The organism is Shewanella sp. H8 (assembly GCF_040285065.1).
Lineage (GTDB): Bacteria > Pseudomonadota > Gammaproteobacteria > Enterobacterales > Shewanellaceae > Shewanella > Shewanella polaris.
In genome coordinates, this window is sequence record NZ_CP157213.1 from 2,384,864 (window position 1) to 2,406,890 (window position 22,027).

Below are 22,027 nucleotides of genomic sequence, written 5' to 3' on the forward strand. Positions count from 1 at the left end.
ACTTGACAATTCTCAGCGGTAATTCTTAAGCCATACTTTTGGCAATTTTCGCTTTGTTATGTAATGCCAAAGCGACAAAAGAATCTACAGTAGCACGATGATTAGTACGCTTTACATGCAGCTGAGTGGGGATGGCTTTATGTGCATCCGTTAACTGTAAAAATCGACAACCTTGACTGTATAATTTACGAATACAATGCGGCGCAATAGCAACACCTAAACCGGCAGCCACTTCAGTTAACAAGGTCTGCATATGTGTAGGTTGGCTAATAATATTAGCCGAAAATCCCGCTTGTTTACACAGCAAAATGGTATCGTCAAACAAGCCGACTGCTTCATCACGATTAAAGATGATCAATTTTTGTTGCTGCAATTGACCCAGTTCTATTTGACTATATTCAGCCAGTGGATGGTGTTGACCCACAACGGCCACCAACTTATCGATGTAAATATCACTGCTATTAAATTCATCCATGATCCCGCTAGGTAGTGGCCGCGAAAAACCAACATCTATAAGGTTAGCGTTAAATGCTTCAATTTGTTCTGTAGCAGTCATTTCAAATAAAGTGATATGCACATCAGGATACTGCTGCGAATAGCTGCGAACTAAATCCGCCATAAAGGTCAAACATGCTGAACTTAAATAAGCAATATTAAGCTCGCCGACTTGACCATCATGGGCGCGTTTTACTTGGCTTTTAGCTTTACTGGTCAGTGCTAGTATTTGCTTAGCATCACTAAGTAATTGCTCACCTGCTGTAGTGATCATCACTTCACGAGAGTTGCGAGTAAACAACAGTACTCCTAACTCTTGTTCCAGCATGGCAATATGACGGCTAATAGCCGGTTGCACGGTGTTGAGCTCACGAGCCGCACCAGAAAAACTTTGATGTGACGCTACGCTGATAAAACTTTTCAGTGTTTTTATATCCACAATCACCTCAAATACGTTTTCGCTATAGATTCCATAAAATAATAACATTTTCATTATAGATGCTAACACTTTACTCTATAGCCAAATTATATTTAACCTCAACTCGGGTTAAGAGGTGGGATATGTAAGGCAAAATGACAATATTCGGCCTATTTCATATCAAACTTGTCGTTTGTTTTGCTAACAAGGCGCATCGGTGCGTCAATAGCTAGTCAATGCACACAGTTAGCGAGACAAAGGACTTTTTGATAACCGTTTATTATCCCGAACTGAGGTTATTTACAAAGCCCCAATCACTGTTTAGTCAGCCAAAGGCAGATAAATTAGTTGCCATCGAGGGAATATATGAAAAGTTTACAACAGCAAACAGAAGCAAAAATTAACGAGGGACGACAAAAGAACCCTGATTTCATGAAAATCGTCGACGATATTATTGAGCAAGCAAAAGTATTTCAACAAGGTAATAGTGCGATTGACCTTGGCCAAAAAGCGCCTGATTTTTCATTACCTAATTCAAATGGACAATCAATATCCTTAATTGATTTACTGCAACAAGGCCCTGTTGTAGTGACATTTTATCGAGGCAGTTGGTGTCCGTACTGCAACCTACAGCTTAGAGCATTACAAGCACGTTTAGCAGATATTCAAGCCCTTGGATCTCAATTAGTTGCCATCAGTCCGCAAGTACCAGATGGCTCTATGACAAAAGATGAAATGAATAATTTAGACTTTTTTGTATTGTCTGATCAAGACGCAAAAGTGGCCTCACAATATGGTGTTGCTTGGGAAGTACCGGCGTTTCTCTCTCAGCATATGCGAGTAGATCGCAAACTTGATCTTGAGGCAATCAATAATGGCAATGGCAGTGTATTACCGATTCCCGCTACATTTGTCATCGACCGTGACGGAGTTGTCACCTGGCGCTATGTCGACGTTGACTACAGAACACGTTCAGAACCTGATGATATTATCGAGGCATTAAAAAAGTTAACGTAATGACTTCTGGCCTAATCAATTGCCCTTATCTGTAAAAAATAGTTTAGCTAACCAATGTGCTGGCTAATGGTGTTTACTATGCTAACACCACCATAGCGTCACAATTTGTAGTCATCTCTTAGTACAAGTACTAAGAGATGAACCATCATTTTATTAATGCGCTAACTCTGGCTATTTGCGACTGAAACAATAAGCTATGTTGATGTGTTACCACCATACTTTCTTGCTCACCTTGTTCGATAAGTCGACATGCTTCATCGGCTTCAAAATGATATCCCAATGATTGTCTGTTATCAGTAAATGAGTCAACCAACTCATCTAGATGATACAAACTGCATTCATATGCCCTAAATGCGTCCGGAATAACAATGTACCCCTTGTCACCAATAAGATAAGCGTTATTACTTAATCGGCACAGAAACGTCGCGGCTAAACTCACTGTGACATCACCACTTTTACCAATAATAATCACATCATCTTCAACACCTGTTTCACATACATGTGCTTGAACATACAGAATATCGATATCTGCTTTAACAAAATAATCGGCAATCGCCAATGGGTAAATTCCCATATCCAATAAACAACCACCGGCTAAATGCGGGTTGTATTCACGTCCATCTGGCGTAAATGGGATCGGATAACCAAAATCGACTTTAACGTGTTTAAGCTGACCAATTCGGCCTTCATCTAGCCATTTTTTGGCTTGTTGCATTGCCGGTAAAAAATAAGTCCATAATGCTTCCATCAACAGCAAGCCTTTGTCTTTAGCGAGCTTAACCAAAATATGACATTCTTCAATCGACACCGTCATCGGCTTTTCGCACAACACATGCTTACCAGCCATTAAGGCATCAAAAGCTTGCTGAAAATGAAAATTATGTGGTGTGGCGATATACACGATATCAACTTCTGGATCACCAAATAATGCTTGATATCCTTGATAGGCCTTTTCGATGCCGTATTGCTTCGCAAATGCATTGGCATCCGTTTGTTGCCGCGCTGCAACAGCATATAAATGACTGTTAGCCGAAAAGGTTAAATCCTGACAAAATAACGCTGCTATTCGACCGGCACTGACAATACCCCAATTTAATTTTGCCATAAATGATCCTTATTTAAGTGTGCTATAAATCCATCATCAGATAAGTAATCGAACAAACGCTATTGGCTGTTTAAGTTAACAAAAACCACAAGTCGATTGATACAAAGTAATACAAAATGACATTAACGCTATAATAATATCTAGGCCGATAATCATTACCTCCGGTGACAACCGCTGGTATTTTAATTAAGTCATTAGATTTTTTGTTAAAAAAATCCCCAGCCATTTCTGGCAAGGGGACGATAATGATACACATGATTAGGTTTATTTTTAGTGGCTATTAACTATTTACAATGATTAACTCGCGTAAATGTTTAACATCATCACGTACGGCTGCAGCTTGCTCAAACTCTAAGTTCTTAGCATGTTCGTGCATTTGTTTTTCAAGTTTATCTATTTGATGACTTAAATCGGCAATGCTGCTGTATTTTGCCCGTTCTTCAGCCACTTCAGCATATTTAGAATGGTTTTTACGGGTCCCTTTACTGAAGTTAGTATCACCTACATCCATCACATCGGTAATACTCTTCACTACGCCACGAGGCACAATACCGAGTTTAAGGTTATGCTGGTGTTGCTTTTCACGACGGCGTTCAGTTTCTCCCATGGCCTTAGCCATAGAGTTGGTAATTCTATCGGCATATAAAATGACCTTACCGTTAACGTTACGGGCGGCACGACCTATGGTTTGGATCAATGAACGTTCCGAACGTAAAAAACCTTCTTTGTCTGCATCTAAAATGCACACCAATGACACTTCTGGTAAATCCAAACCTTCACGCAACAAGTTAATACCTATCAGTACGTCAAAACGACCTAGACGAAGATCTCGAATAATTTCAACTCGTTCAACAGTATCAATGTCCGAATGCAAATAACGAACCTTCACGCCATGTTCGTCAAGATATTCACTAAGATCTTCTGACATCCGTTTGGTTAATGTGGTGACCAGCACCCTTTCATTTACCGCTACGCGTTTGTGGATTTCAGACAAGAGATCATCAACTTGAATGCCAACTGGGCGAACTTCAAGCACAGGATCAAGTAATCCTGTTGGTCTGACAACTTGTTCTGCAATCTCGCCAGTACTTTTTTCAAGTTCATATAAACTAGGGGTCGCTGAAACAAAAATGGTTTGCGGCATTAACCGCTCAAATTCTTCAAACATCAACGGGCGATTGTCCAAAGCTGACGGTAATCGGAATCCATATTCCACTAAGTTCATTTTTCGACTTCTATCTCCTTTGTACATAGCGCCAATTTGCGGCACTGTTACATGGGATTCATCAATAATTAATAAACCGTCTGCCGGCAAATAATCTAATAAAGTTGGTGGACCATCACCAGGTGCACGGCCAGATAAATACCGCGAATAGTTTTCAATCCCAGAGCAATAACCTAACTCAACCATCATTTCAATATCGTATTGTACACGCTCGGTAATGCGTTGAGCTTCAATCAATTTATTGTTGTCGAGTAGATATTGACGACGTTCCCGAAGTTCTTGTTTAATATCTTCTGTCGCTGCAATGATTTTTTCTCGAGGTGTCACATAATGGGTTTTAGGATAAATAGTAGTGCGCGCTATCCGCTTGTTAATCTGTCCTGTCAATGGGTCAAATTCACTTAAGCGCTCAATTTCATCGTCAAATAATTCAATTCGAATGGCTTCGCGTTCAGATTCTGCCGGAAAAATGTCAATCACTTCACCGCGGACTCGATAAGTCCCGCGTTGTAATTCAATATCATTGCGTTTGTATTGTAATTCACTGAGCCGAATGAGGATGTCTCGTTGGCCCATAAAATCACCTTGGCGCAAATGCAATAACATCTTCATGTATGAATCAGGATCGCCTAAACCATATATGGCTGAAACTGAGGCAATAAGTACCACGTCTTTGCGCTCTAATAGTGCTTTAGTAGCCGATAGACGCATTTGCTCAATGTGAGCATTCACAGATGCATCTTTTTCTATAAAGGTGTTAGAAGCAGGTACATAAGCTTCTGGTTGATAGTAATCATAGTAAGAAACAAAATATTCAACCGCGTTATGTGGGAAAAACTCTTTCATTTCACCATAAAGCTGCGCAGCGAGGGTTTTGTTGGGGGCCATAATAATGGTTGGCCTACCCATTTGCTTAATCACATTAGCTATAGTGTAAGTTTTACCTGAACCCGTTACGCCTAATAGTGTTTGACTGGCAACACCCGCTTCTAAGCCATCGACTAATTTTTTTATCGCTGTAGGTTGATCACCGGCGGGTTCGAATTTGGACTCTAGAGAAAATACTGACTCTGACACTACACGATTTCCTATTTTATTGACTCATAATCATATACCAAAACACGGGTAAATGGCGATAGGTAATAGTATTGCACTGTTACTACTAACTCTAAAACAGTCGTTATTTTGATGATAAAAACTCATCATAGTGATTCACTTTGAGATATTTGAGATTTACTTTAAGATGTTTAATTAAGCTCATTATTGATTACCTAACCCATCAATATGACAAAATAATGATCATTATATGAAAGTTACAAACAACACCTTTAGATCGCCTAAAAACACCTATAATCCACAGATAAACATGACTAAAGCATAATTTAATACACAATCTTTAATTTAAAGATATTACAATTTTGCAACTGACAGAACAGTGAACAAAAAAACTTATTGATTTCTATATGTCATTGATTAAAATCAACTTAATTAACCGCCAATTAATTGTACCATTTTAAGTCCGACCCAAGCGCCATAAGGGATTGCAGCTTATTTACAGTAGAAGTCCACAAGTTTATCCACAGATTTAGTGGATAACTCACTAAAGCTCAATACTGCTGCGGGGTAGCGCCCTAGTCTAATTCAAAAAAGTGTAAGAAAGTTATGATGAAATTTAATTACATTTGACTATTAATACGAATGATCACGACAATTGGTTATGAATAATGCGAATTAAGTTATTAAGCATTACCTTAAAAATACTTCATGGACGATCCTCATTACGATCACCGCTATAAAGTTGAAGTTTCTGATCAGCAACTACCAGCTTTTTTAACGAGAAGCGTCACAACTTAACGCGTAATTCATTAAGTTTAGGTAGTCAATATTCAAAGAATATCCATCAGAGGATTGCTTAACCTAGCAAAACTCACGCCCTATGTTCATTATTGAGGTTTCTAATTATTTCATTTATCGATTCTATTTCATTGAAACACTCCATTAAGATATAACAACTAATGTAGTTTTCACTAAGGTATTGCCATTCAGTCTACCCATCAAGATTATGATGACAGAATGTCTCAATACTGTAATTAATTTATATCGTTTAAGATGCTCCTTATGCTTCAAATTTAGGGCTCAAAAAAGTTGTAATAGACAGCTATTTATCTTTATCCCATATTTGAACATTCACAAAAATATCCTCGTAACGGCATAGCGTGTGAAATTTAAGATAAGTGATTAATTTTAAATTCATTGTTAAATATTGACATAAATGCCCAAAAGTCGTGCACGATGTGTATTTGATAACCAATTAGTCACATAAATACGTTTTTTTTTATAACTCGAGTTGACTCAGTTACCAGAGCGTTTTACTATGCGCTCCGTTCTCAGCAATACATTGCTAAAAACGTTTCCCCAGTAGTTCAGTTGGTAGAACGGCGGACTGTTAATCCGTATGTCACTGGTTCGAGTCCAGTCTGGGGAGCCAATTAGTAATATAAGTTGAGATGTAAGCGTAATTCCCCAATAGTTCAGTTGGTAGAACGGCGGACTGTTAATCCGTATGTCACTGGTTCGAGTCCAGTTTGGGGAGCCAACGTTTACTGTATCGAAAATAATTCCCCAATAGTTCAGTTGGTAGAACGGCGGACTGTTAATCCGTATGTCACTGGTTCAAGTCCAGTTTGGGGAGCCATCGATACAAAAATTTGAAATATTACGCTTCCCCAATAGTTCAGTTGGTAGAACGGCGGACTGTTAATCCGTATGTCACTGGTTCGAGTCCAGTTTGGGGAGCCATTTCAAAATCTACATTATTAGTAATAACACGCTTCCCCAATAGTTCAGTTGGTAGAACGGCGGACTGTTAATCCGTATGTCACTGGTTCGAGTCCAGTTTGGGGAGCCATTAATAATTATTACACCTATCGATACAGACTTCTGCTTCTAAAGCCCCCCCTTTCACATTGAATAACCAGCAATTTATTGATCACATAATATATCCTTTTTTAATCCCCATTCTCTATTATAAATAATGCCTTAGATTAATAATTAATCTGCTATAATCTTGGTTATTATATGCACTATTGTTGACTATTAACTTTTTGGTTAAAGATGTTGTTCGAATACTGATTGCACTAGAGTCGTGCCAAATCGAGCGGATTAAGCCAAACGGACTCATGGGAATAAATGTTTTATGGGCTTATCGAGATCCTTTCAACTTGTGCTTTTTATCGTTTTCGGTTTATTAATTTTCCGAATCTACACGGTAGAAAATCGTGAAATACAAGCTCAAGGTGAAATAGCACTCGCTAATTATCAACAATATGTACAAACCATTGATAATTGGAATGGTAGTGGAGATGTATTATACCAACAGATATCGAAAGACTTTCCTTTGCAATTTTTTCAATATATTCATGATATCGATAATAATAACAATTTTACCCATGGCAGTTTAATAAGCTCTTCTGACGATATTACGAGTCAAATCTTTAATATTGAACTCGGCCAAGTGCACAACTTCCCTGACGGACGTTTACAAATTAGACTAGATACCACAAACATTTTGTCGCCTAGTGTTAATGATTTTGAACAAACCACAACGTTACTCATTGTCGCTTACGCGTCTTTGATGTTGTTATTCGCACTATTAATGCAATTGCATCGTCGAAGAATTAACTATGCAACAGAATACATTACTCACATCCCAGACTTATCATTTCTCGCACTTGAAAAATCTCGCTTCCCTGGGGTACTTAGTCCCATAGGAAGTGCATTAGAAATATGCCGCAGCCAATTAAAACTCAGTTTAGAACGTGTACGTAAAGAGAACGACGAATTAACTAAAGCAGCTTATCAAGATCCGGTCACTGGGTTTTCAACTCGGCAGCGTTTTACACAACATATTGATGCGATAAGCAAATCCAATAAACAACAATATGGTGTTCTGGTGCTTGTTAGGGCGACAGAATTAGCAACCATTAATCAATTATATGGCCATGCTGCGGGAGATGATTATTTAGCAAAACTTGCTACCTGTATCCGTAAAGCTGTATCTATTCTTGGACTAAGTTTTTGTTTTCGAGTATCAAGTGGTGATTTTGCAATTTTTATTGACCGCATGACGCTTAATGAAGGTGAACGATTTTTAGAGCAACTTAAATGTTATCTCGATGAATATGCTCAAAATACCAAAAGTGACACTATCGCTCATGCCGGAATGGTGCCTTATGAACAAGGAAATAAACCATTAGCATTAATGGCTTTGGCTGATAGTGCTGTTAGCGTGGCACAGACTCTTGGACCAAATCATTACTATCAATTAGAAAAGTTAACGGGTAATGAACAATTCGGTAATGATCATTGGAAAGTCACTATTGACGATTTAATTAATCGTCGAAGTATCAAATTCTATCAACAACCTATTCAGCCCTGTAATAATGCTACTGCCGTTTACCGCGAATTATTAGCACGATTTTACAATGCCGAAGGTAAAAATTTGCCCACCACCACTGTTATCGCAATGGCTGAACGTTATGAGATGAGTGTTGATTTAGATAAAATGATTGTTATTCAGAGCATTAAACTTCTGCGTGATAACCCAAGTATCTCAGGGGCATTGGGAGTCAATATTAGTGCTTCTTCGGCGCTTCAAGAAAATTTTACCATGTGGTTAAAAGACATATTGTCTAAACATAGAAACATAGCGGCTCGATTAGTGTTTGAACTGAATGAATCTGGAATGCAGACTAATTTAGATGCTAGCCACCAATTTGTCACCGCAATGCATAAAGTGGGCGCAAAAATTGCCATTGAACGCTTCGGTTTAGGGTTTACATCATTTAAGTTTTTCCGTGAAGTTAAACCTGATTTTATAAAATTAGACAGCAGTTATAGCCAAAATATTGAACAAGATAACAACAATAAGTTTTTCATTCGGATGATCGTCGACATCGCTAAACGCGTTAGCATTCGTGTTATTGCTACTGGTGTCGAAAAACAAGATGAAAAACTTATCTTAGAAAAACTCTTAGTAGATGGTTTGCAAGGATATTATATTGCTAAACCTGAGTTATTGTTAAATAAACAGTAAAAAAAGTATTAATAAAGCTTAAAAAATGCGATTTTCTTCTAAGGTTGAACATTAATTGTTTAACCTTATTTTTTATCCGTTGTTTATCTGCGCCAAACCTAAGATAATAATAGGATCTATTGGTCAAAAAAATTGTAGCAATGACAGAGTACCTTCTCCTCTTGATCGGCACAGTGCTGGTAAATAATTTCGTTCTGGTAAAATTCTTGGGCTTATGCCCTTTTATGGGTGTGTCGAGCAAACTTGCCTCGGCCATTGGCATGTCCATGGCAACCACATTTGTACTCACTTTAGCGTCCATCCTAAGTTATCTAACGAATGAATTTCTGTTACAGCCATTCGATCTCAGTTATTTACGTACCATGAGCTTTATCTTAGTGATTGCAGTCGTAGTTCAATTTACTGAAATGGTTGTCCAAAAAACCAGTGCTTCCTTACACCGAGCCTTAGGCATTTATTTACCGCTAATTACCACTAACTGCGCGGTATTAGGCGTTGCATTGCTTAACGTCAATGAAGATCATAACTTTATTCAATCTGCAATATACGGTTTTGGCGCTGCGGTGGGATTTTCATTAGTGTTGATTTTATTTTCAGCGATGCGTGAGCGATTAGCCGCTGCAGATGTGCCATTACCTTTCCAAGGTGGCGCAATTGCTATGATCACTGCCGGTTTAATGTCATTAGCCTTTATGGGGTTTGCGGGGCTAGTTAACTAATGATAACGAGTATATTAATTGCCGTAGCCGTGCTGAGTATTTTGGCGCTGGTATTCGGCGTCATTTTAGGTTTTGCTTCGAAAAAATTTAAAGTCGAAGGAAACCCAATCATCGATCAAGTTGAAGCCTTGCTGCCACAAACCCAATGCGGTCAATGTGGTTATCCTGGTTGTCGGCCTTATGCCGAAGCAATTGCTAATGGCGATAAGATTAATAAATGCCCTCCAGGTGGAACTGCCACTATGGAAAAAATCGCTGAGCTCATGGGTGTAGAGCCTGAGCCTTTGGGGGAAGCCGCCCAAAGTAGCATAAAAAAAGTAGCCTACATACGCGAGGATGAATGTATTGGTTGCACCAAATGCATTCAAGCCTGCCCAGTCGATGCCATTTTAGGTGCAGGTAAATTAATGCATACCGTCATAGCCAAAGATTGTACTGGTTGTGATTTATGCGTTGAACCATGCCCCGTCGATTGTATTGATATGATCCCGGTAGAAACAACAATACAAAATTGGGACTGGAAGTTACGCGCGATCCCTGTAAACGTGATCCATCCTGAACAGGAGGATAAACGGTGCTAACATTTTTAGAGCAATTAGATAAAGGCACATTGTGGCATTCTCCAGGTGGGATCCACCCGCCTGAGCTTAAAACATTATCTAATCAAACAGCAATTTCATCTCTTCCCTTATTGTCTCGGTTTATTGTGCCGGTTCCGCTTGTGGGCCAACAAGCAACACTCAGTGTCAAGGTGGGGGACAAAGTATTAAAAGGCCAAAGACTCACTGATGGAGTTGGATTTACTTATTTGCCCGTCCATTCCCCTAGCTCAGGAACCGTGGTTGCAATTGAACAACATACCAGTAATCATCCGTCTTCATTGCCCGTGTTGAGCTGTATTATTGAAGCTGATGGTCAAGATACTTGGTGTGAACTCGAAGCAAATCAATTAGAGCAACTGTCAAAGACGGCTATTTTAGAGAAAATAAAACAAGCCGGTATTGCAGGTATGGGCGGCGCAGCGTTTCCTAGCCATGTAAAACTAAACCCTGCCAGTGAAATCGACTTAGTTATTATTAATGGTGTTGAGTGCGAACCCTACATCAGCGCTGACGACAGATTAATGCGTGAGCACAGCGATGAAATTTTAGCGGGTGTGAGTATTATTGAGCATTTGCTTAATCCACAGCGCATCGTCATTGCCATTGAAGACAATAAACCAGAAGCCGCACAGGCAATGCAATCAGCTATCACGCGTAGTTCATTGCCTAATGACATGGTTCGGGTCACGGTTATTCCGACCAAATACCCATCTGGTGGCGAGAAGCAACTGATTCAAATTATTACCGGCAAAGAAGTCCCAAGTAGTGCCATTCCTTCCCAACTTGGTATTGTTATGCATAACGTTGGGACCGCCTATGCCATCCAGGATGCGGTATTACACGGTAAACCACTGATTGAGCGCGTAGTAACGTTAACGGGTGAGCGCGTCGATAAACCAGGGAACTACTGGCTTAGAATAGGCACAACGGTAGCTGACGCCCTCGGTCAAGTCAGCTTCAAGCCAGAACGCTCACAAAAAGTCATCGTGGGCGGCCCTATGATGGGATACGCATTAGCCGATCTTGATGTGCCTATATTAAAAGGCACCAATTGTTTACTGGCACCAAGCAAAGCTGAAATAGCCCCTGATCAAGATGAAAAGGCCTGTATTCGTTGTGGAGAGTGCGCTATTGCCTGCCCTGCATTGTTGTTACCACAACAATTATTCTGGCATGCAAAAGCTGAGGAATACGATAAAGCCGCAAGCTTTAACTTAAAAGACTGCATTGAATGTGGTTGTTGTAGCTACGTATGCCCTAGTGACATTCCATTGGTTGAATACTATCGAGTCGCAAAATCAGCGCTTAAAAATGCCGCTGAAGAAAAGCTTCAAGCTGAACAAGCCAAACTTCGTTTTGAAACTCGCTTACAAAGGCTTGAAGATGAAAAAAATGCTCGTGAAGAAAAATCTAAGCAAGCTGCAGCTAAACGCCAAGCGAATATGAATTCGGGTGATAAAGATGCTGTCGCAGCAGCGATGGCACGGATCGCTGCTAAGAAAGCACAAACGCAAGACGCAACAACAGGATCAGACTCGGTAGCAACACCAGACACAGAAAAAGTAGCAATCGACAGTTCAACCAAGAAGAAAGCTGCTGTTAGCGCCGCAATTGAGCGCGCTAAAGCAAAAAAAGCGGCATTGGCTGCACAATCTCAACAGATTGACCAAGATACTGTTACAAATGATGCAGATAAACATATTGAACCCATTAATGACAAGAAAGCGCAAATTGCGTCGGCTGTTGCACGAGCTAAAGCGAAGAAAGCTACCTTAGCTAATGAGCATATTCAACCAGCTGACACGGTCGCGGTTGATGTGAATACACCGTTAAATGACACTTATACCACTGAGTCAGTAGCACCTGTCGATGACAAAAAAGCAAAAATTGCGGCTGCGGTAGCTAAAGCGAAAGCCAAAAAAGCGGCTTTGGCTAATGAGTCTGCCTCGGTATCAACAGTTCTAAACAACGATGCGACTATTCAGACATCAACTGAAGTTGAAGTGTTCGATACAAACAACCCTATCGATGACAAAAAAGCGAGGATTGCTGCCGCAGTAGCCAAAGCAAAAGCCAAAAAAGCAGTTTTAGCTAATGAGTCTGCCTCGGTATCACCAGTTCTAAACAACGATGCTACTATCCAGACATCAACTGAAGTTGAAGTTGAAGTGATCGATACAAGCAACCCTATCGATGACAAAAAGGCCAAGATTGCCGCCGCAATTGCCAAAGCAAAAGCTAAAAAACTGGCGAACAGTGCTAAGCAAGAGGAACAATAACTATGGCATTTAAAATTGCCTCATCTCCACATGTCGGCACAACATTGCACACCAATACGGTGATGAAGCGCGTTGCGCTATGCCTTCTTCCTGGTATTGCTATACAAAGCTATTATTTTGGTTATGGGACCTTAGTACAGTTATTACTTGCCATTACTGTGGCTTATTTAGCAGAAGCGACAGTGATGAAATTACGCAATAAAAATATTATTGCCACGTTATCCGATAATAGTGCATTAGTTACCGCAAGCTTACTCGCGATAGCGATTCCACCTTTAGCACCTTGGTGGATGATTGTCATCGGAACATTATTCGCCATCGTTATCGTTAAACAACTATATGGTGGATTGGGAAATAATGTCTTTAATCCAGCAATGGCCGCATACGTTTTGTTGTTGATTTCATTTCCGGTGCAAATGACCTCATGGGTTGCACCACAAACATTAAGCTTACATAGTGCGGATATATTGCATACGTTCAACAGCATCTTTCAACTAAATAGTGGCTATGCTGCAGATTTTTTCCATTTGGCGACTGATGGCACCACCATGGCAACGCCGCTAGACACATTAAAAACAGACCTATCTATGGGGCTAACCACAACAGAAAGTATGACTAAGACAATCTTCTCTGGCAGTGTTGGCGAAGGTTGGTTTTGGGTTAATTTAGCCTACCTGATAGGTGGACTAATAATGCTAAAGCTTAAGGTTATCCGCTGGCAAATCAGTGGATCAATTTTGGTTAGTTTGTTTATTTGCGCCAGTATTGGCTTTTTAATGAGTCCGGACACCTTCGTTAGCCCAATGATGCATTTATTTTCAGGTGGGACAATGCTTGCCGCTTTTTTCATTGCTACCGATCCGGTTACAGCTGCTACTAGTACTCGCGGCAGGCTTATTTTTGGTGCAATGATTGGTTTACTCATATACCTAATCCGTACCTTTGGTGGTTATCCTGATGCCGTTGCATTTGCAGTATTACTCGCCAATATGTGCGCGCCATTTATTGATTATTATGTTCGTCCACGCAGTTATGGCCATCGAGCAGGAAATTAACTATGTCTATTTTAACAACTAACCCTATGGTTAAAAATGGTCTGTTACTCGGGCTATTTGCCTTATGCTGTACTGGGCTTGTTGCATGGGTGAATGCGTTAACCAGTGACACCATATTATTACAACAACAAAAACAACTAACCTTAATTTTAAATCAAATTATTCCAACTGAATTACACGATAATGTGCTCAGTGAACAGTGTATTTTCGTTAATTCACCTGAATTATTAGGCACTAAAAGCGACCTACCCGCCTATATAGCCTATAAAGACAAATCTCCTGTTGCAATCGCTATTGAAGCCATAGCTCCTGATGGGTATAACGGCGCGATAAAACTGATTATCGGTGTAGATAATCAAGGAGTCGTTTTGGGTGTACGTACGCTTTCGCATCAAGAAACCCCGGGGTTAGGTGATAAAATTGATCTACGAAAATCTGATTGGGTAACCCATTTCACGGGTAAATTATTTAAAGACAATCTCAACATCTGGAAAGTGAAAAAAGATGGTGGCCAGTTTGATCAATTTACCGGAGCAACTATTACACCGCGAGCCTATGTAAAAGCGGTTGCTAATGCGCTGACATATGTTGAGCAACATCGTCTAACACTTTACCAAAGTCATTATACCTGTGAGGCCAACCATGAGTAACTATCGTGAAATCGCTGCACAAGGCTTGTGGAAAAATAACCCAGGATTAGTTCAACTGCTTGGCTTATGTCCCTTGCTTGCTGTTACCGCAACCATCACCAATGCATTAGGTTTGGGGGTTGCAACACTGTTGGTATTGATAGGCTCTAATATTTTAGTGTCATTGGTACGTGATTTTGTTCCTAAAGAAATTCGGATCCCCGTTTTTGTGATGATCATTGCGGCACTCGTTACTTGTGTGCAATTACTGATCAACGCTTATGCCTATAACTTGTACTTATCATTGGGTATTTTCTTACCTCTGATTGTGACTAACTGCGTCATCATCGGCCGTGCTGAAGCATTTGCTTCTCGTAATTCTTTAGCTCATTCGGCATTCGATGGATTAATGATGGGATTAGGCTTTACCGCGGTTTTGGTGGTGTTAGGCGCCAGTCGTGAATTGCTCGGTCAAGGTACTCTATTTGGTGGGGCGGATTTATTATTAGGTGATTGGGCCAGCGTGCTAACCATACATGTATGGCATGTAGATACGCCCTTCTTATTAGCGATGTTACCGCCTGGGGCATTTATTGGCATGGGATTACTCATTGCCCTTAAAAATGTCATCGATAGTCGCGTAAAAGCCAGACAGCCTAAAGCTGAAAGTGTTGGTGTTACGCGCGCACGGATCACCAAAGTAAGCTAACGATAATCCGTTGTTACTCATTGTTAATTAACCCTACATTGACCGATTATTATGAATAAAGATAAACGAATTCAAATCCTTAAAAGATTAAGAGACAATAATCCAAAGCCTGAAACCGAATTGAACTTTTCAAGTCCGTTTGAGTTACTCGTAGCTGTCACGTTATCAGCACAAGCGACTGATGTCAGTGTCAATAAGGCGACCGCCAAACTATTTCCAGTCGCTAATACACCTCAAGCCATATTCGACTTAGGGGTTGACGGTCTGAAACAATACATAAAAACCATTGGTTTATACAATAACAAAGCCGTTAATGTCATTAACGCTTGTAAAATGTTGATTGATTTACATGCAGGTGAAGTACCAGAAAATCGTGAAGCATTAGAGGCTTTACCAGGCGTAGGTCGCAAAACAGCAAACGTAGTACTCAACACAGCATTTGGCTGGCCTACCATTGCAATTGATACTCATATATTTAGAGTTGCTAATCGGACTAAGTTTGCCCCAGGAAAGAATGTCGATCAAGTCGAGCAGAAGATGTTAAAAGTGGTGCCGAGTGAATTTAAAGTAGATGTACATCACTGGTTTATTTTACAAGGACGATATACTTGTTTAGCCAGAAAGCCACGATGTGGTAGCTGTATAATTGAAGATTTATGTGAATTTAAAGATAAAGTATACCCAGAAGATTAACCCCAAAGCACCGAAGGCACTTTGGGGTTTTATATCAATGTATTGGATGATAACTCATCAATTAATATCCAATACATTTATCATATCGTAAATCTCATTAAACTATCTATTTTTTGCTGGTGCTTAAAACATCGACACAAAAAATGCACTAAAACAAATCGCAATAACAACAGTAGTACCTAATGCCATTTTTAATTCTGTATTCATTTTCTTGCCTCCAAATGGGTATAACGTAATAATAACGCTTTAAGCTAATTTACCCAAAAATTAACCTAATAAATGTGAGCCATAGCAAAATATAATCAATATCTATTCAAGATTAATCGATGGCAGTTGATCTTTGAGGGCTTAAGTTTTTACCAATCAGTACAGCAAAACTTTTCATTGTCATCTGAGCTTGTTAAAGTCAGATAAATTTTTATAAGAGAGCAAATCATGTCGCAATTACTTCATACGATGATCCGTGTAGGCAACCTAGAACGTAGCATTCAATTTTATACTCAAGTGATGGGAATGAAGCTACTTCGTCAATCTGAAAACGCTGAATACAAGTACACCCTTGCCTTTGTTGGTTTTGGTGAGGAAACAACTGGCCAAGCCGTTATCGAGTTAACTTATAATTGGGGTGTCGATACCTATGATTTAGGCAATGGCTTTGGACATTTAGCCATTGGCGAAGAAGACATTTATGCTCGTTGCGATGCCATTGCAGCCGCTGGCGGCAAAATTACTCGCGCTCCAGGCCCTGTGGCGGGTGGTAAAACTGAAATTGCCTTCGTTGAAGATCCAGATGGATACAAAATTGAGTTAATTCAAAAGAGTTCAGCAACTGAAGCGTTAGGTTAATTCATTTAAGCGGTAAGCTTAAGCCTATTTTTAAACTAGCAATAAACAATAAAACCAGCGAAAGCTGGTTTTATTTTACTGGGTAGCTCGACATTAGTCCCTAGTTCAAATCAATAAGACATTGTCATCAAACTAAAATGAGTAAAACAAGGCAATATGCCTATTCAGGCTTAACCAAACTAAAATGCTCATATGCCCTTTGGGAGGCAATACGACCTCTTGGCGTGCGTTGGATAAACCCTTGTTGAATTAAAAAAGGTTCCAATACATCCTCAATCGTATCTCTATCTTCACCAATAGCTGCAGCGAGGTTGTCTAATCCTACTGGGCCACCCATAAATTTATCTATAATAGCCAATAACAATTTTCTATCTAAGTAATCAAAACCTTGTTCATCAACATCGAGCAAATCAAGCGCATATTCAGCGACTTTTTGGGTCACTTTACCATCATGTTTTACTTCCGCGTAGTCACGTACCCGACGTAATAAACGATTAGCAATACGAGGGGTTCCCCGTGAGCGTTTAGCGATCTCAATAGCCCCTTGTTCATCAACCTCAAGCTCCATCACCTTAGCTGAACGTGTCACAATTGTAGTGAGATCTTTCACATTGTAAAATTCTAACCGTAATGGGATACCAAAACGCGCACGCAATGGCGACGTTAGCGCCCCAGCACGAGTTGTGGCACCAATAAGTGTAAATGGCGGTAAATCTAATTTAATCGAACGTGCAGCTGGACCTTCACCAATCATAATATCAAGTTGGTAATCTTCCATCGCCGGATAAAGGATCTCTTCTACTACAGGGCTTAAACGATGAATTTCATCGATAAAGAGTACATCGCCCTCTTCAAGGTTAGTCAACAAGGCAGCTAAATCGCCGGCCTTTTCAAGCACGGGTCCAGAAGTAGATTTAATATTGACGCCCATTTCATTGGCTACAATCATCGCTAAGGTGGTTTTACCTAAACCTGGAGGGCCAAAAATCAACATATGGTCAAGGGCTTCACGACGATTTATCGCAGCTTGAATAAAAATCTTAAGCTGAGCTCGAGTATCATCTTGACCGGTATATTCATCCAACATTTTAGGACGCATAGCACGATCTATAAGTTCATCTTGACCTTGTTCCTGCGGCTGAATTAAACGATCAGCTTCAATCATTATTATGGACCCTGTTTATGAATATCATTTATTTATAACATTGATTTTAAGGCAGCTTTAATTAAGGTTTCAGAACTCATACCTTCTTTGAAAGCTGCTGCCACTGATTTACTGGCTTGCGCAGGTTTATAACCTAATGATAATAAAGCTGAAATAGCATCTTCTTCAGCACTGTCTTCAACAATAGCCGGAGTATAATTACTCTGCAGCATAAATTCGCGTTCTGTACCAGCAGAGGCTTCAAGCAAGCTTTTAAGTTTATCACGCATTTCTATCACTAAACGTTCAGCGGTTTTCTTACCCACACCAGGTAGCTTAACTAAGGTGGCAATGTCATCGCGTTCGACACATGACATAAATTCTGATGCTGTCATACCAGATAGAATCGTTAATGCTAACTTGGGCCCAACACCATTCGTTTTAATTAATAAGCGAAATAATGCACGCTCTTGTTTAGTGATAAAACCATAAAGCAACTGAGCGTCTTCACGTACCACAAAATGGGTAAATAACATCGTAGTTTGATTTAACCCAGGTAATTCATAGAAGCTAGTCATAGGTACTTGCAACTCATAACCGACACCATTGACATCAATGACAACTTCAGGCGCTTGTTTTTCAACTAATATTCCGCTTAGACGACCTATCATTTGTATCTTCCATATGTTCTGCTGCTAGCTTTACCGCCCATGGCAATAAGACTTTGATAAGTATGAAAATGGCAAATTGCTACCCCTAATGCATCTGCGGCATCCGCTTGTGGTGATGCAGGTAGCTTTAACAATTGCTTAATCATGTGTTGCACTTGCGTTTTTTGAGCTCGACCTGTGCCAACTACAGCACTTTTTATCTGGGTTGCGCTATATTCAGCAACAGGCAACCCCGCACATGTTGCCGCGACAATGGCTGCGCCGCGAGCTTGGCCCAATTTAAGGGCTGAGTCGGCATTTTTTGCCATAAATACCCGTTCAATGGCAAACTCATCTGGCTGATATTGTGTAATAATTTCGCATAAGCCTGCATAAATTTGTTGTAAACGTTGTGGTAACTCATCGGCTGATGTTCGGATGCAACCACTACCAAGGTAAATCTGTTGACGGCCTTGGCATTGAATAACACCATAGCCAGTAATACGGGAACCAGGATCAACCCCTAAAATGATCGCCATTGATGCCTCATTCGTTATCTAACGCTTGCATAACATCATCAGAAATCTCAGCATTATGATATACCTCTTGTACATCATCATGGTCTTCTAAGGTATCGATTAAACGTAAAAATTTCTCAGCAGTTTTAGCGTCGAGCTCAGCTTTTAATGAGGCAATCATAGTCACTTCAGCATTAACAGATTCAAAACAAGCGCTATCAAGTGCATCTTTCACTTTGCCAAATGCATCTGGAGTGGTAAAAACATCAGTTGAACCATCTTCGTGGGTGATAACATCTTCTGCACCAGCTTCTAACGCACTGTCGATTAAGCTATCTTCATCAGTGCCGGTGTCGTAGGAAATAATGCCAGATTTAGTAAACAAATATGCCACCGAACCATCGGTGCCTAAATTGCCACCCGACTTATTAAAGGCATTGCGAACACCAGAAACAGTACGATTACGATTATCAGTCATGGTTTCAACCATGACAGCTGTACCACCTGGGCCATAGCCTTCATAAATAATGGTTTCTAATTGCTGCCCATCCATTTCACCAACCCCACGTTTAATGGCTCGTTCTATGGTGTCGCGGGTCATATTATTTGATAAGGATTTATCAATTGCAGCGCGTAATCGGGGATTGGAATCAGCATCAGAACCGCCTTCGCGAGCAGCTACTGTCAGTTCTCGAATAAATTTAGTGAACAATTTACCGCGTTTAGCATCTTGTGCTGCTTTACGATGCTTAATATTGTCCCATTTGCTGTGTCCTGCCATTATGGCTCCTTATTATCCACTAGGATATTCCAAGTAAAACGGTCTACTTGTAAAAACATACCGAGGCAAAAGCCTCGGTATCTAGTGCCCTGTTAAGAGCGAGCAAATGGCTAACGTTAGCGATTTACTCTTCTGTTTTAACTTTTTCAACCACTGCAATGCCTAACTCAGCAAGTTGAACTGGGTTTGCAAATCCTGGCGCATTGGTCAACGGACATGCTGCTGTGGTGGTTTTAGGGAAAGCCATCACGTCACGAATTGAGCTAGCACCCGTCATTAGCATAATAATACGGTCTAAACCGAATGCTAAACCAGCATGTGGTGGTGTGCCATAACGTAATGCTTCGAGTAAGAAGCCGAATTTTTCATTCGCTTCTTCAGCTTCAATACCTAAAATATCAAATACTGTGCTTTGCATTTCTGCGTTATGGATACGGACTGAACCACCACCTAACTCACAACCGTTTAAGACCATATCGTAAGCATCAGAAATCGCGACACCAGGATCGGCAGCTAATTGTTCCGCACTAATGCCACGAGGCGCGGTAAATGGATGATGAACGGCGTGGAAACCACCATTAATTTTCTCAAACATCGGGAAGTCGACAACCCACATTGGACGCCACTGCCCTTCAAGAAGTTTGAAGTCTTCACCTGCTTTTAAGCGCAATGCACCCATGGCTTCAGCCACAACGTTAGCCTTATCAGCACCAAATAGAATGATATCGCCTGTCTGAGCACCAGTACGACTGATGATATCGTTAACAATAGGTTCATTTAAAAATTTAAGCACTGGCGATTGAATACCGTCCATACCTGCTGCTAAATCATTTATCTTCATCCACGCTAGGCCTTTAGCGCCATAAATACCAGCATACTTAGTGTAATCATCTATTTGCTTACGAGACAAAGATGCACCCGTTGGAATGCGTAATGCCGCGACTCGGCCTTCGACATCATTTGCTGGGCCATTAAATACCGCAAACTCAACATCTTTAACTAAATCGGCAATATCAACTAATTCAAGCGGATTACGTAAGTCCGGTTTATCGGAACCATAACGCTTCATTGCTTCGGCGTATGACATGCGAGGAAACTCACCTAAATCAACATTCAATAAGTCTTGAAACAAACCGCGCATCATCTGCTCAGTTTTTTCCATAACTTGTTCAGAAGACATAAAAGAGGTTTCAATATCAATTTGAGTAAATTCAGGTTGGCGATCAGCACGTAAGTCTTCGTCACGGAAACACTTAACAATTTGGTAATAACGGTCAAAACCCGACATCATCAATAATTGCTTAAATAACTGTGGCGATTGTGGCAACGCAAAGAACTGACCTTTATAAGTACGGCTTGGAACTAAATAATCACGCGCACCTTCTGGGGTCGCTTTAGTCAAAATAGGTGTTTCGATGTCTAAAAAGCCATTGCTGTCTAAAAAGCGACGAACTGAACTGGTCACTTTTGCACGAAACATAATACGCTCAGCCATTTCAGGACGACGTAAATCTAAATAGCGGTATTTTAAGCGTTGTTCTTCACTATTATTCTGATAATTATCCATGCTTAATGGCAAAGGTGCTGAAGCATTAATAACCGTCAGTTGCTTACCTAAGATTTCAATTTCGCCGGTTTTCATTTGTGAATTAACTTGGCTATCTGGACGCGCGTGAACAATGCCTTTAACTTGAACACAAAACTCACTGCGCAATGTGCATGCTATATCAAAAACATCTTTTAGATCTGGATCATAAACAACTTGTACTAGCCCTTCTCTATCGCGTAAGTCTAAAAAAACCACTCCGCCTAAATCTCGACTACGATTAACCCAACCGACTAAAGTAACTTCTTGACCTAGATGAGACTTATTGATGTCTCCACAATAATGACTGCGCATTGAACTCTATCCTTTATTCACAAAACGGTATTTTAGAAATCGAAAACCATAAAAACGGCATTATATACCGTGACTCAAACTTATGCATTGAAGTATCAGTCAGATCGCAGCAATTAACCAGACCTATAGCGAATAAACCCGGTTGAT

General features: G+C 40.3%; 18 protein-coding genes and 5 tRNA genes. 15 read left to right on the forward strand and 8 right to left on the reverse strand.

The features are described from left to right. Positions 1 to 25: 25 nt before the first annotated feature. Positions 26 to 988: a LysR substrate-binding domain-containing protein gene (locus tag ABIS04_RS10330; protein ID WP_350431016.1), complete on the reverse strand. Its 963-nt coding sequence runs from the start codon at positions 986 to 988 to the stop codon at positions 26 to 28. Positions 989 to 1,279: 291 nt separating this feature from the next. On the opposite strand from ABIS04_RS10330, the gene ABIS04_RS10335 reads away from it, so the two are divergent. Further along, complete coding sequence (locus ABIS04_RS10335; RefSeq protein ID WP_350431017.1) at positions 1,280 to 1,930, forward strand: peroxiredoxin-like family protein; 651 nt, start codon at positions 1,280 to 1,282, stop codon at positions 1,928 to 1,930. Positions 1,931 to 2,075: 145 nt separating this feature from the next. Here ABIS04_RS10335 and ABIS04_RS10340 read toward each other — a convergent pair whose 3' ends face one another. Together ABIS04_RS10340 and uvrB are read right to left on the reverse strand one after the other, a co-directional pair. Beyond that, on the reverse strand, positions 2,076 to 3,035 hold the full coding sequence (locus ABIS04_RS10340; protein ID WP_350431018.1) for a Gfo/Idh/MocA family oxidoreductase: 960 nt from the start codon (positions 3,033 to 3,035) through the stop codon (positions 2,076 to 2,078). A gap of 280 nt (positions 3,036 to 3,315) precedes the next feature. Next, the gene (uvrB, locus tag ABIS04_RS10345; RefSeq protein ID WP_137226983.1) at positions 3,316 to 5,337 is read right to left on the reverse strand and encodes an excinuclease ABC subunit UvrB; all 2,022 of its coding nucleotides are present in this window, start codon (positions 5,335 to 5,337) and stop codon (positions 3,316 to 3,318) included. A 1,335-nt stretch (positions 5,338 to 6,672) separates the two neighbouring features. Here uvrB and ABIS04_RS10350 point away from each other — a divergent pair. From ABIS04_RS10350 to gloA, 14 genes are all read left to right on the forward strand, one after another. Continuing rightward, positions 6,673 to 6,748 (forward strand) — tRNA-Asn (locus ABIS04_RS10350). Between the two features lie 32 nt (positions 6,749 to 6,780). Continuing rightward, a tRNA-Asn gene (locus ABIS04_RS10355) sits at positions 6,781 to 6,856 on the forward strand. A 23-nt stretch (positions 6,857 to 6,879) separates the two neighbouring features. After that, positions 6,880 to 6,955, forward strand: a tRNA-Asn gene (locus tag ABIS04_RS10360). A 28-nt stretch (positions 6,956 to 6,983) separates the two neighbouring features. Continuing rightward, positions 6,984 to 7,059, forward strand: a tRNA-Asn gene (locus tag ABIS04_RS10365). Between the two features lie 33 nt (positions 7,060 to 7,092). Beyond that, positions 7,093 to 7,168 (forward strand) — tRNA-Asn (locus tag ABIS04_RS10370). Between the two features lie 288 nt (positions 7,169 to 7,456). Beyond that, the gene (locus ABIS04_RS10375; protein WP_350431019.1) at positions 7,457 to 9,355 is read left to right on the forward strand and encodes a GGDEF domain-containing protein; all 1,899 of its coding nucleotides are present in this window, start codon (positions 7,457 to 7,459) and stop codon (positions 9,353 to 9,355) included. A 140-nt stretch (positions 9,356 to 9,495) separates the two neighbouring features. Continuing rightward, positions 9,496 to 10,074, forward strand: coding sequence for an electron transport complex subunit RsxA (rsxA, locus tag ABIS04_RS10380; protein WP_137227484.1), 579 nt, complete (start codon positions 9,496 to 9,498; stop codon positions 10,072 to 10,074). A gap of 2 nt (positions 10,075 to 10,076) precedes the next feature. Further along, on the forward strand, positions 10,077 to 10,655 hold the full coding sequence (gene rsxB / locus ABIS04_RS10385) for an electron transport complex subunit RsxB (protein WP_140235572.1): 579 nt from the start codon (positions 10,077 to 10,079) through the stop codon (positions 10,653 to 10,655). Further along, a complete protein-coding gene (gene rsxC, locus ABIS04_RS10390) occupies positions 10,649 to 12,955 on the forward strand; it encodes an electron transport complex subunit RsxC (RefSeq protein ID WP_350431020.1) in 2,307 nt (768 codons plus the stop codon). The genes rsxB and rsxC overlap by 7 nt, the downstream gene beginning before the upstream one ends. 2 nt (positions 12,956 to 12,957) lie before the next feature. Beyond that, a complete protein-coding gene (rsxD, locus tag ABIS04_RS10395) occupies positions 12,958 to 14,010 on the forward strand; it encodes an electron transport complex subunit RsxD (protein ID WP_350431021.1) in 1,053 nt (350 codons plus the stop codon). Between the two features lie 26 nt (positions 14,011 to 14,036). Continuing rightward, the gene (gene rsxG, locus ABIS04_RS10400) at positions 14,037 to 14,660 is read left to right on the forward strand and encodes an electron transport complex subunit RsxG (protein ID WP_167496091.1); all 624 of its coding nucleotides are present in this window, start codon (positions 14,037 to 14,039) and stop codon (positions 14,658 to 14,660) included. Then, positions 14,653 to 15,348 carry an electron transport complex subunit E gene (locus ABIS04_RS10405; protein WP_137226978.1) on the forward strand — a complete coding sequence of 232 codons (696 nt, stop codon included), beginning with the start codon at positions 14,653 to 14,655 and terminating at the stop codon, positions 15,346 to 15,348. The genes rsxG and ABIS04_RS10405 overlap by 8 nt, the downstream gene beginning before the upstream one ends. 51 nt (positions 15,349 to 15,399) lie before the next feature. Further along, the gene (gene nth, locus ABIS04_RS10410; protein WP_350431022.1) at positions 15,400 to 16,041 is read left to right on the forward strand and encodes an endonuclease III; all 642 of its coding nucleotides are present in this window, start codon (positions 15,400 to 15,402) and stop codon (positions 16,039 to 16,041) included. 435 nt (positions 16,042 to 16,476) lie between these two features. Next, the gene (gene gloA / locus ABIS04_RS10415; RefSeq protein WP_140234318.1) at positions 16,477 to 16,887 is read left to right on the forward strand and encodes a lactoylglutathione lyase; all 411 of its coding nucleotides are present in this window, start codon (positions 16,477 to 16,479) and stop codon (positions 16,885 to 16,887) included. A 160-nt stretch (positions 16,888 to 17,047) separates the two neighbouring features. On the opposite strand, the gene ruvB is transcribed toward gloA, so the two are convergent. The 5 genes from ruvB to aspS form a co-directional block, all read right to left on the reverse strand. Further along, positions 17,048 to 18,052, reverse strand: coding sequence for a Holliday junction branch migration DNA helicase RuvB (gene ruvB, locus ABIS04_RS10420; RefSeq protein WP_140234319.1), 1,005 nt, complete (start codon positions 18,050 to 18,052; stop codon positions 17,048 to 17,050). Between the two features lie 32 nt (positions 18,053 to 18,084). Further along, positions 18,085 to 18,702, reverse strand: coding sequence for a Holliday junction branch migration protein RuvA (ruvA, locus tag ABIS04_RS10425; RefSeq protein ID WP_137226974.1), 618 nt, complete (start codon positions 18,700 to 18,702; stop codon positions 18,085 to 18,087). Next, complete coding sequence (gene ruvC, locus ABIS04_RS10430; RefSeq protein WP_101087026.1) at positions 18,699 to 19,220, reverse strand: crossover junction endodeoxyribonuclease RuvC; 522 nt, start codon at positions 19,218 to 19,220, stop codon at positions 18,699 to 18,701. Before ruvC ends, ruvA begins: the two co-directional genes overlap by 4 nt. Positions 19,221 to 19,227: 7 nt before the next feature. Beyond that, complete coding sequence (locus ABIS04_RS10435) at positions 19,228 to 19,980, reverse strand: YebC/PmpR family DNA-binding transcriptional regulator (RefSeq protein ID WP_350431023.1); 753 nt, start codon at positions 19,978 to 19,980, stop codon at positions 19,228 to 19,230. A 124-nt stretch (positions 19,981 to 20,104) separates the two neighbouring features. Next, positions 20,105 to 21,880: an aspartate--tRNA ligase gene (gene aspS / locus ABIS04_RS10440; protein WP_140234320.1), complete on the reverse strand. Its 1,776-nt coding sequence runs from the start codon at positions 21,878 to 21,880 to the stop codon at positions 20,105 to 20,107. Positions 21,881 to 22,027 lie beyond the last annotated feature (147 nt).

Excerpts from the sequence above, each read along its gene's own strand:
- ABIS04_RS10330 (WP_350431016.1), bottom strand. The coding sequence starts at position 988 with ATGAAAATGTTATTATTTTATGGAATCTATAGCGAAAACGTATTTGAG.
- ABIS04_RS10335 (WP_350431017.1), top strand. The coding sequence starts at position 1,280 with ATGAAAAGTTTACAACAGCAAACAGAAGCAAAAATTAACGAGGGACGA.
- ABIS04_RS10340 (WP_350431018.1), bottom strand. The coding sequence starts at position 3,035 with ATGGCAAAATTAAATTGGGGTATTGTCAGTGCCGGTCGAATAGCAGCG.
- ABIS04_RS10375 (WP_350431019.1), top strand. The coding sequence starts at position 7,457 with ATGGGCTTATCGAGATCCTTTCAACTTGTGCTTTTTATCGTTTTCGGT.
- rsxA (WP_137227484.1), top strand. The coding sequence starts at position 9,496 with ATGACAGAGTACCTTCTCCTCTTGATCGGCACAGTGCTGGTAAATAAT.
- rsxD (WP_350431021.1), top strand. The coding sequence starts at position 12,958 with ATGGCATTTAAAATTGCCTCATCTCCACATGTCGGCACAACATTGCAC.
- rsxG (WP_167496091.1), top strand. The coding sequence starts at position 14,037 with ATGGTTAAAAATGGTCTGTTACTCGGGCTATTTGCCTTATGCTGTACT.
- ABIS04_RS10405 (WP_137226978.1), top strand. The coding sequence starts at position 14,653 with ATGAGTAACTATCGTGAAATCGCTGCACAAGGCTTGTGGAAAAATAAC.
- nth (WP_350431022.1), top strand. The coding sequence starts at position 15,400 with ATGAATAAAGATAAACGAATTCAAATCCTTAAAAGATTAAGAGACAAT.
- gloA (WP_140234318.1), top strand. The coding sequence starts at position 16,477 with ATGTCGCAATTACTTCATACGATGATCCGTGTAGGCAACCTAGAACGT.
- ruvB (WP_140234319.1), bottom strand. The coding sequence starts at position 18,052 with ATGATTGAAGCTGATCGTTTAATTCAGCCGCAGGAACAAGGTCAAGAT.
- ruvA (WP_137226974.1), bottom strand. The coding sequence starts at position 18,702 with ATGATAGGTCGTCTAAGCGGAATATTAGTTGAAAAACAAGCGCCTGAA.
- ruvC (WP_101087026.1), bottom strand. The coding sequence starts at position 19,220 with ATGGCGATCATTTTAGGGGTTGATCCTGGTTCCCGTATTACTGGCTAT.
- ABIS04_RS10435 (WP_350431023.1), bottom strand. The coding sequence starts at position 19,980 with ATGGCAGGACACAGCAAATGGGACAATATTAAGCATCGTAAAGCAGCA.
- aspS (WP_140234320.1), bottom strand. The coding sequence starts at position 21,880 with ATGCGCAGTCATTATTGTGGAGACATCAATAAGTCTCATCTAGGTCAA.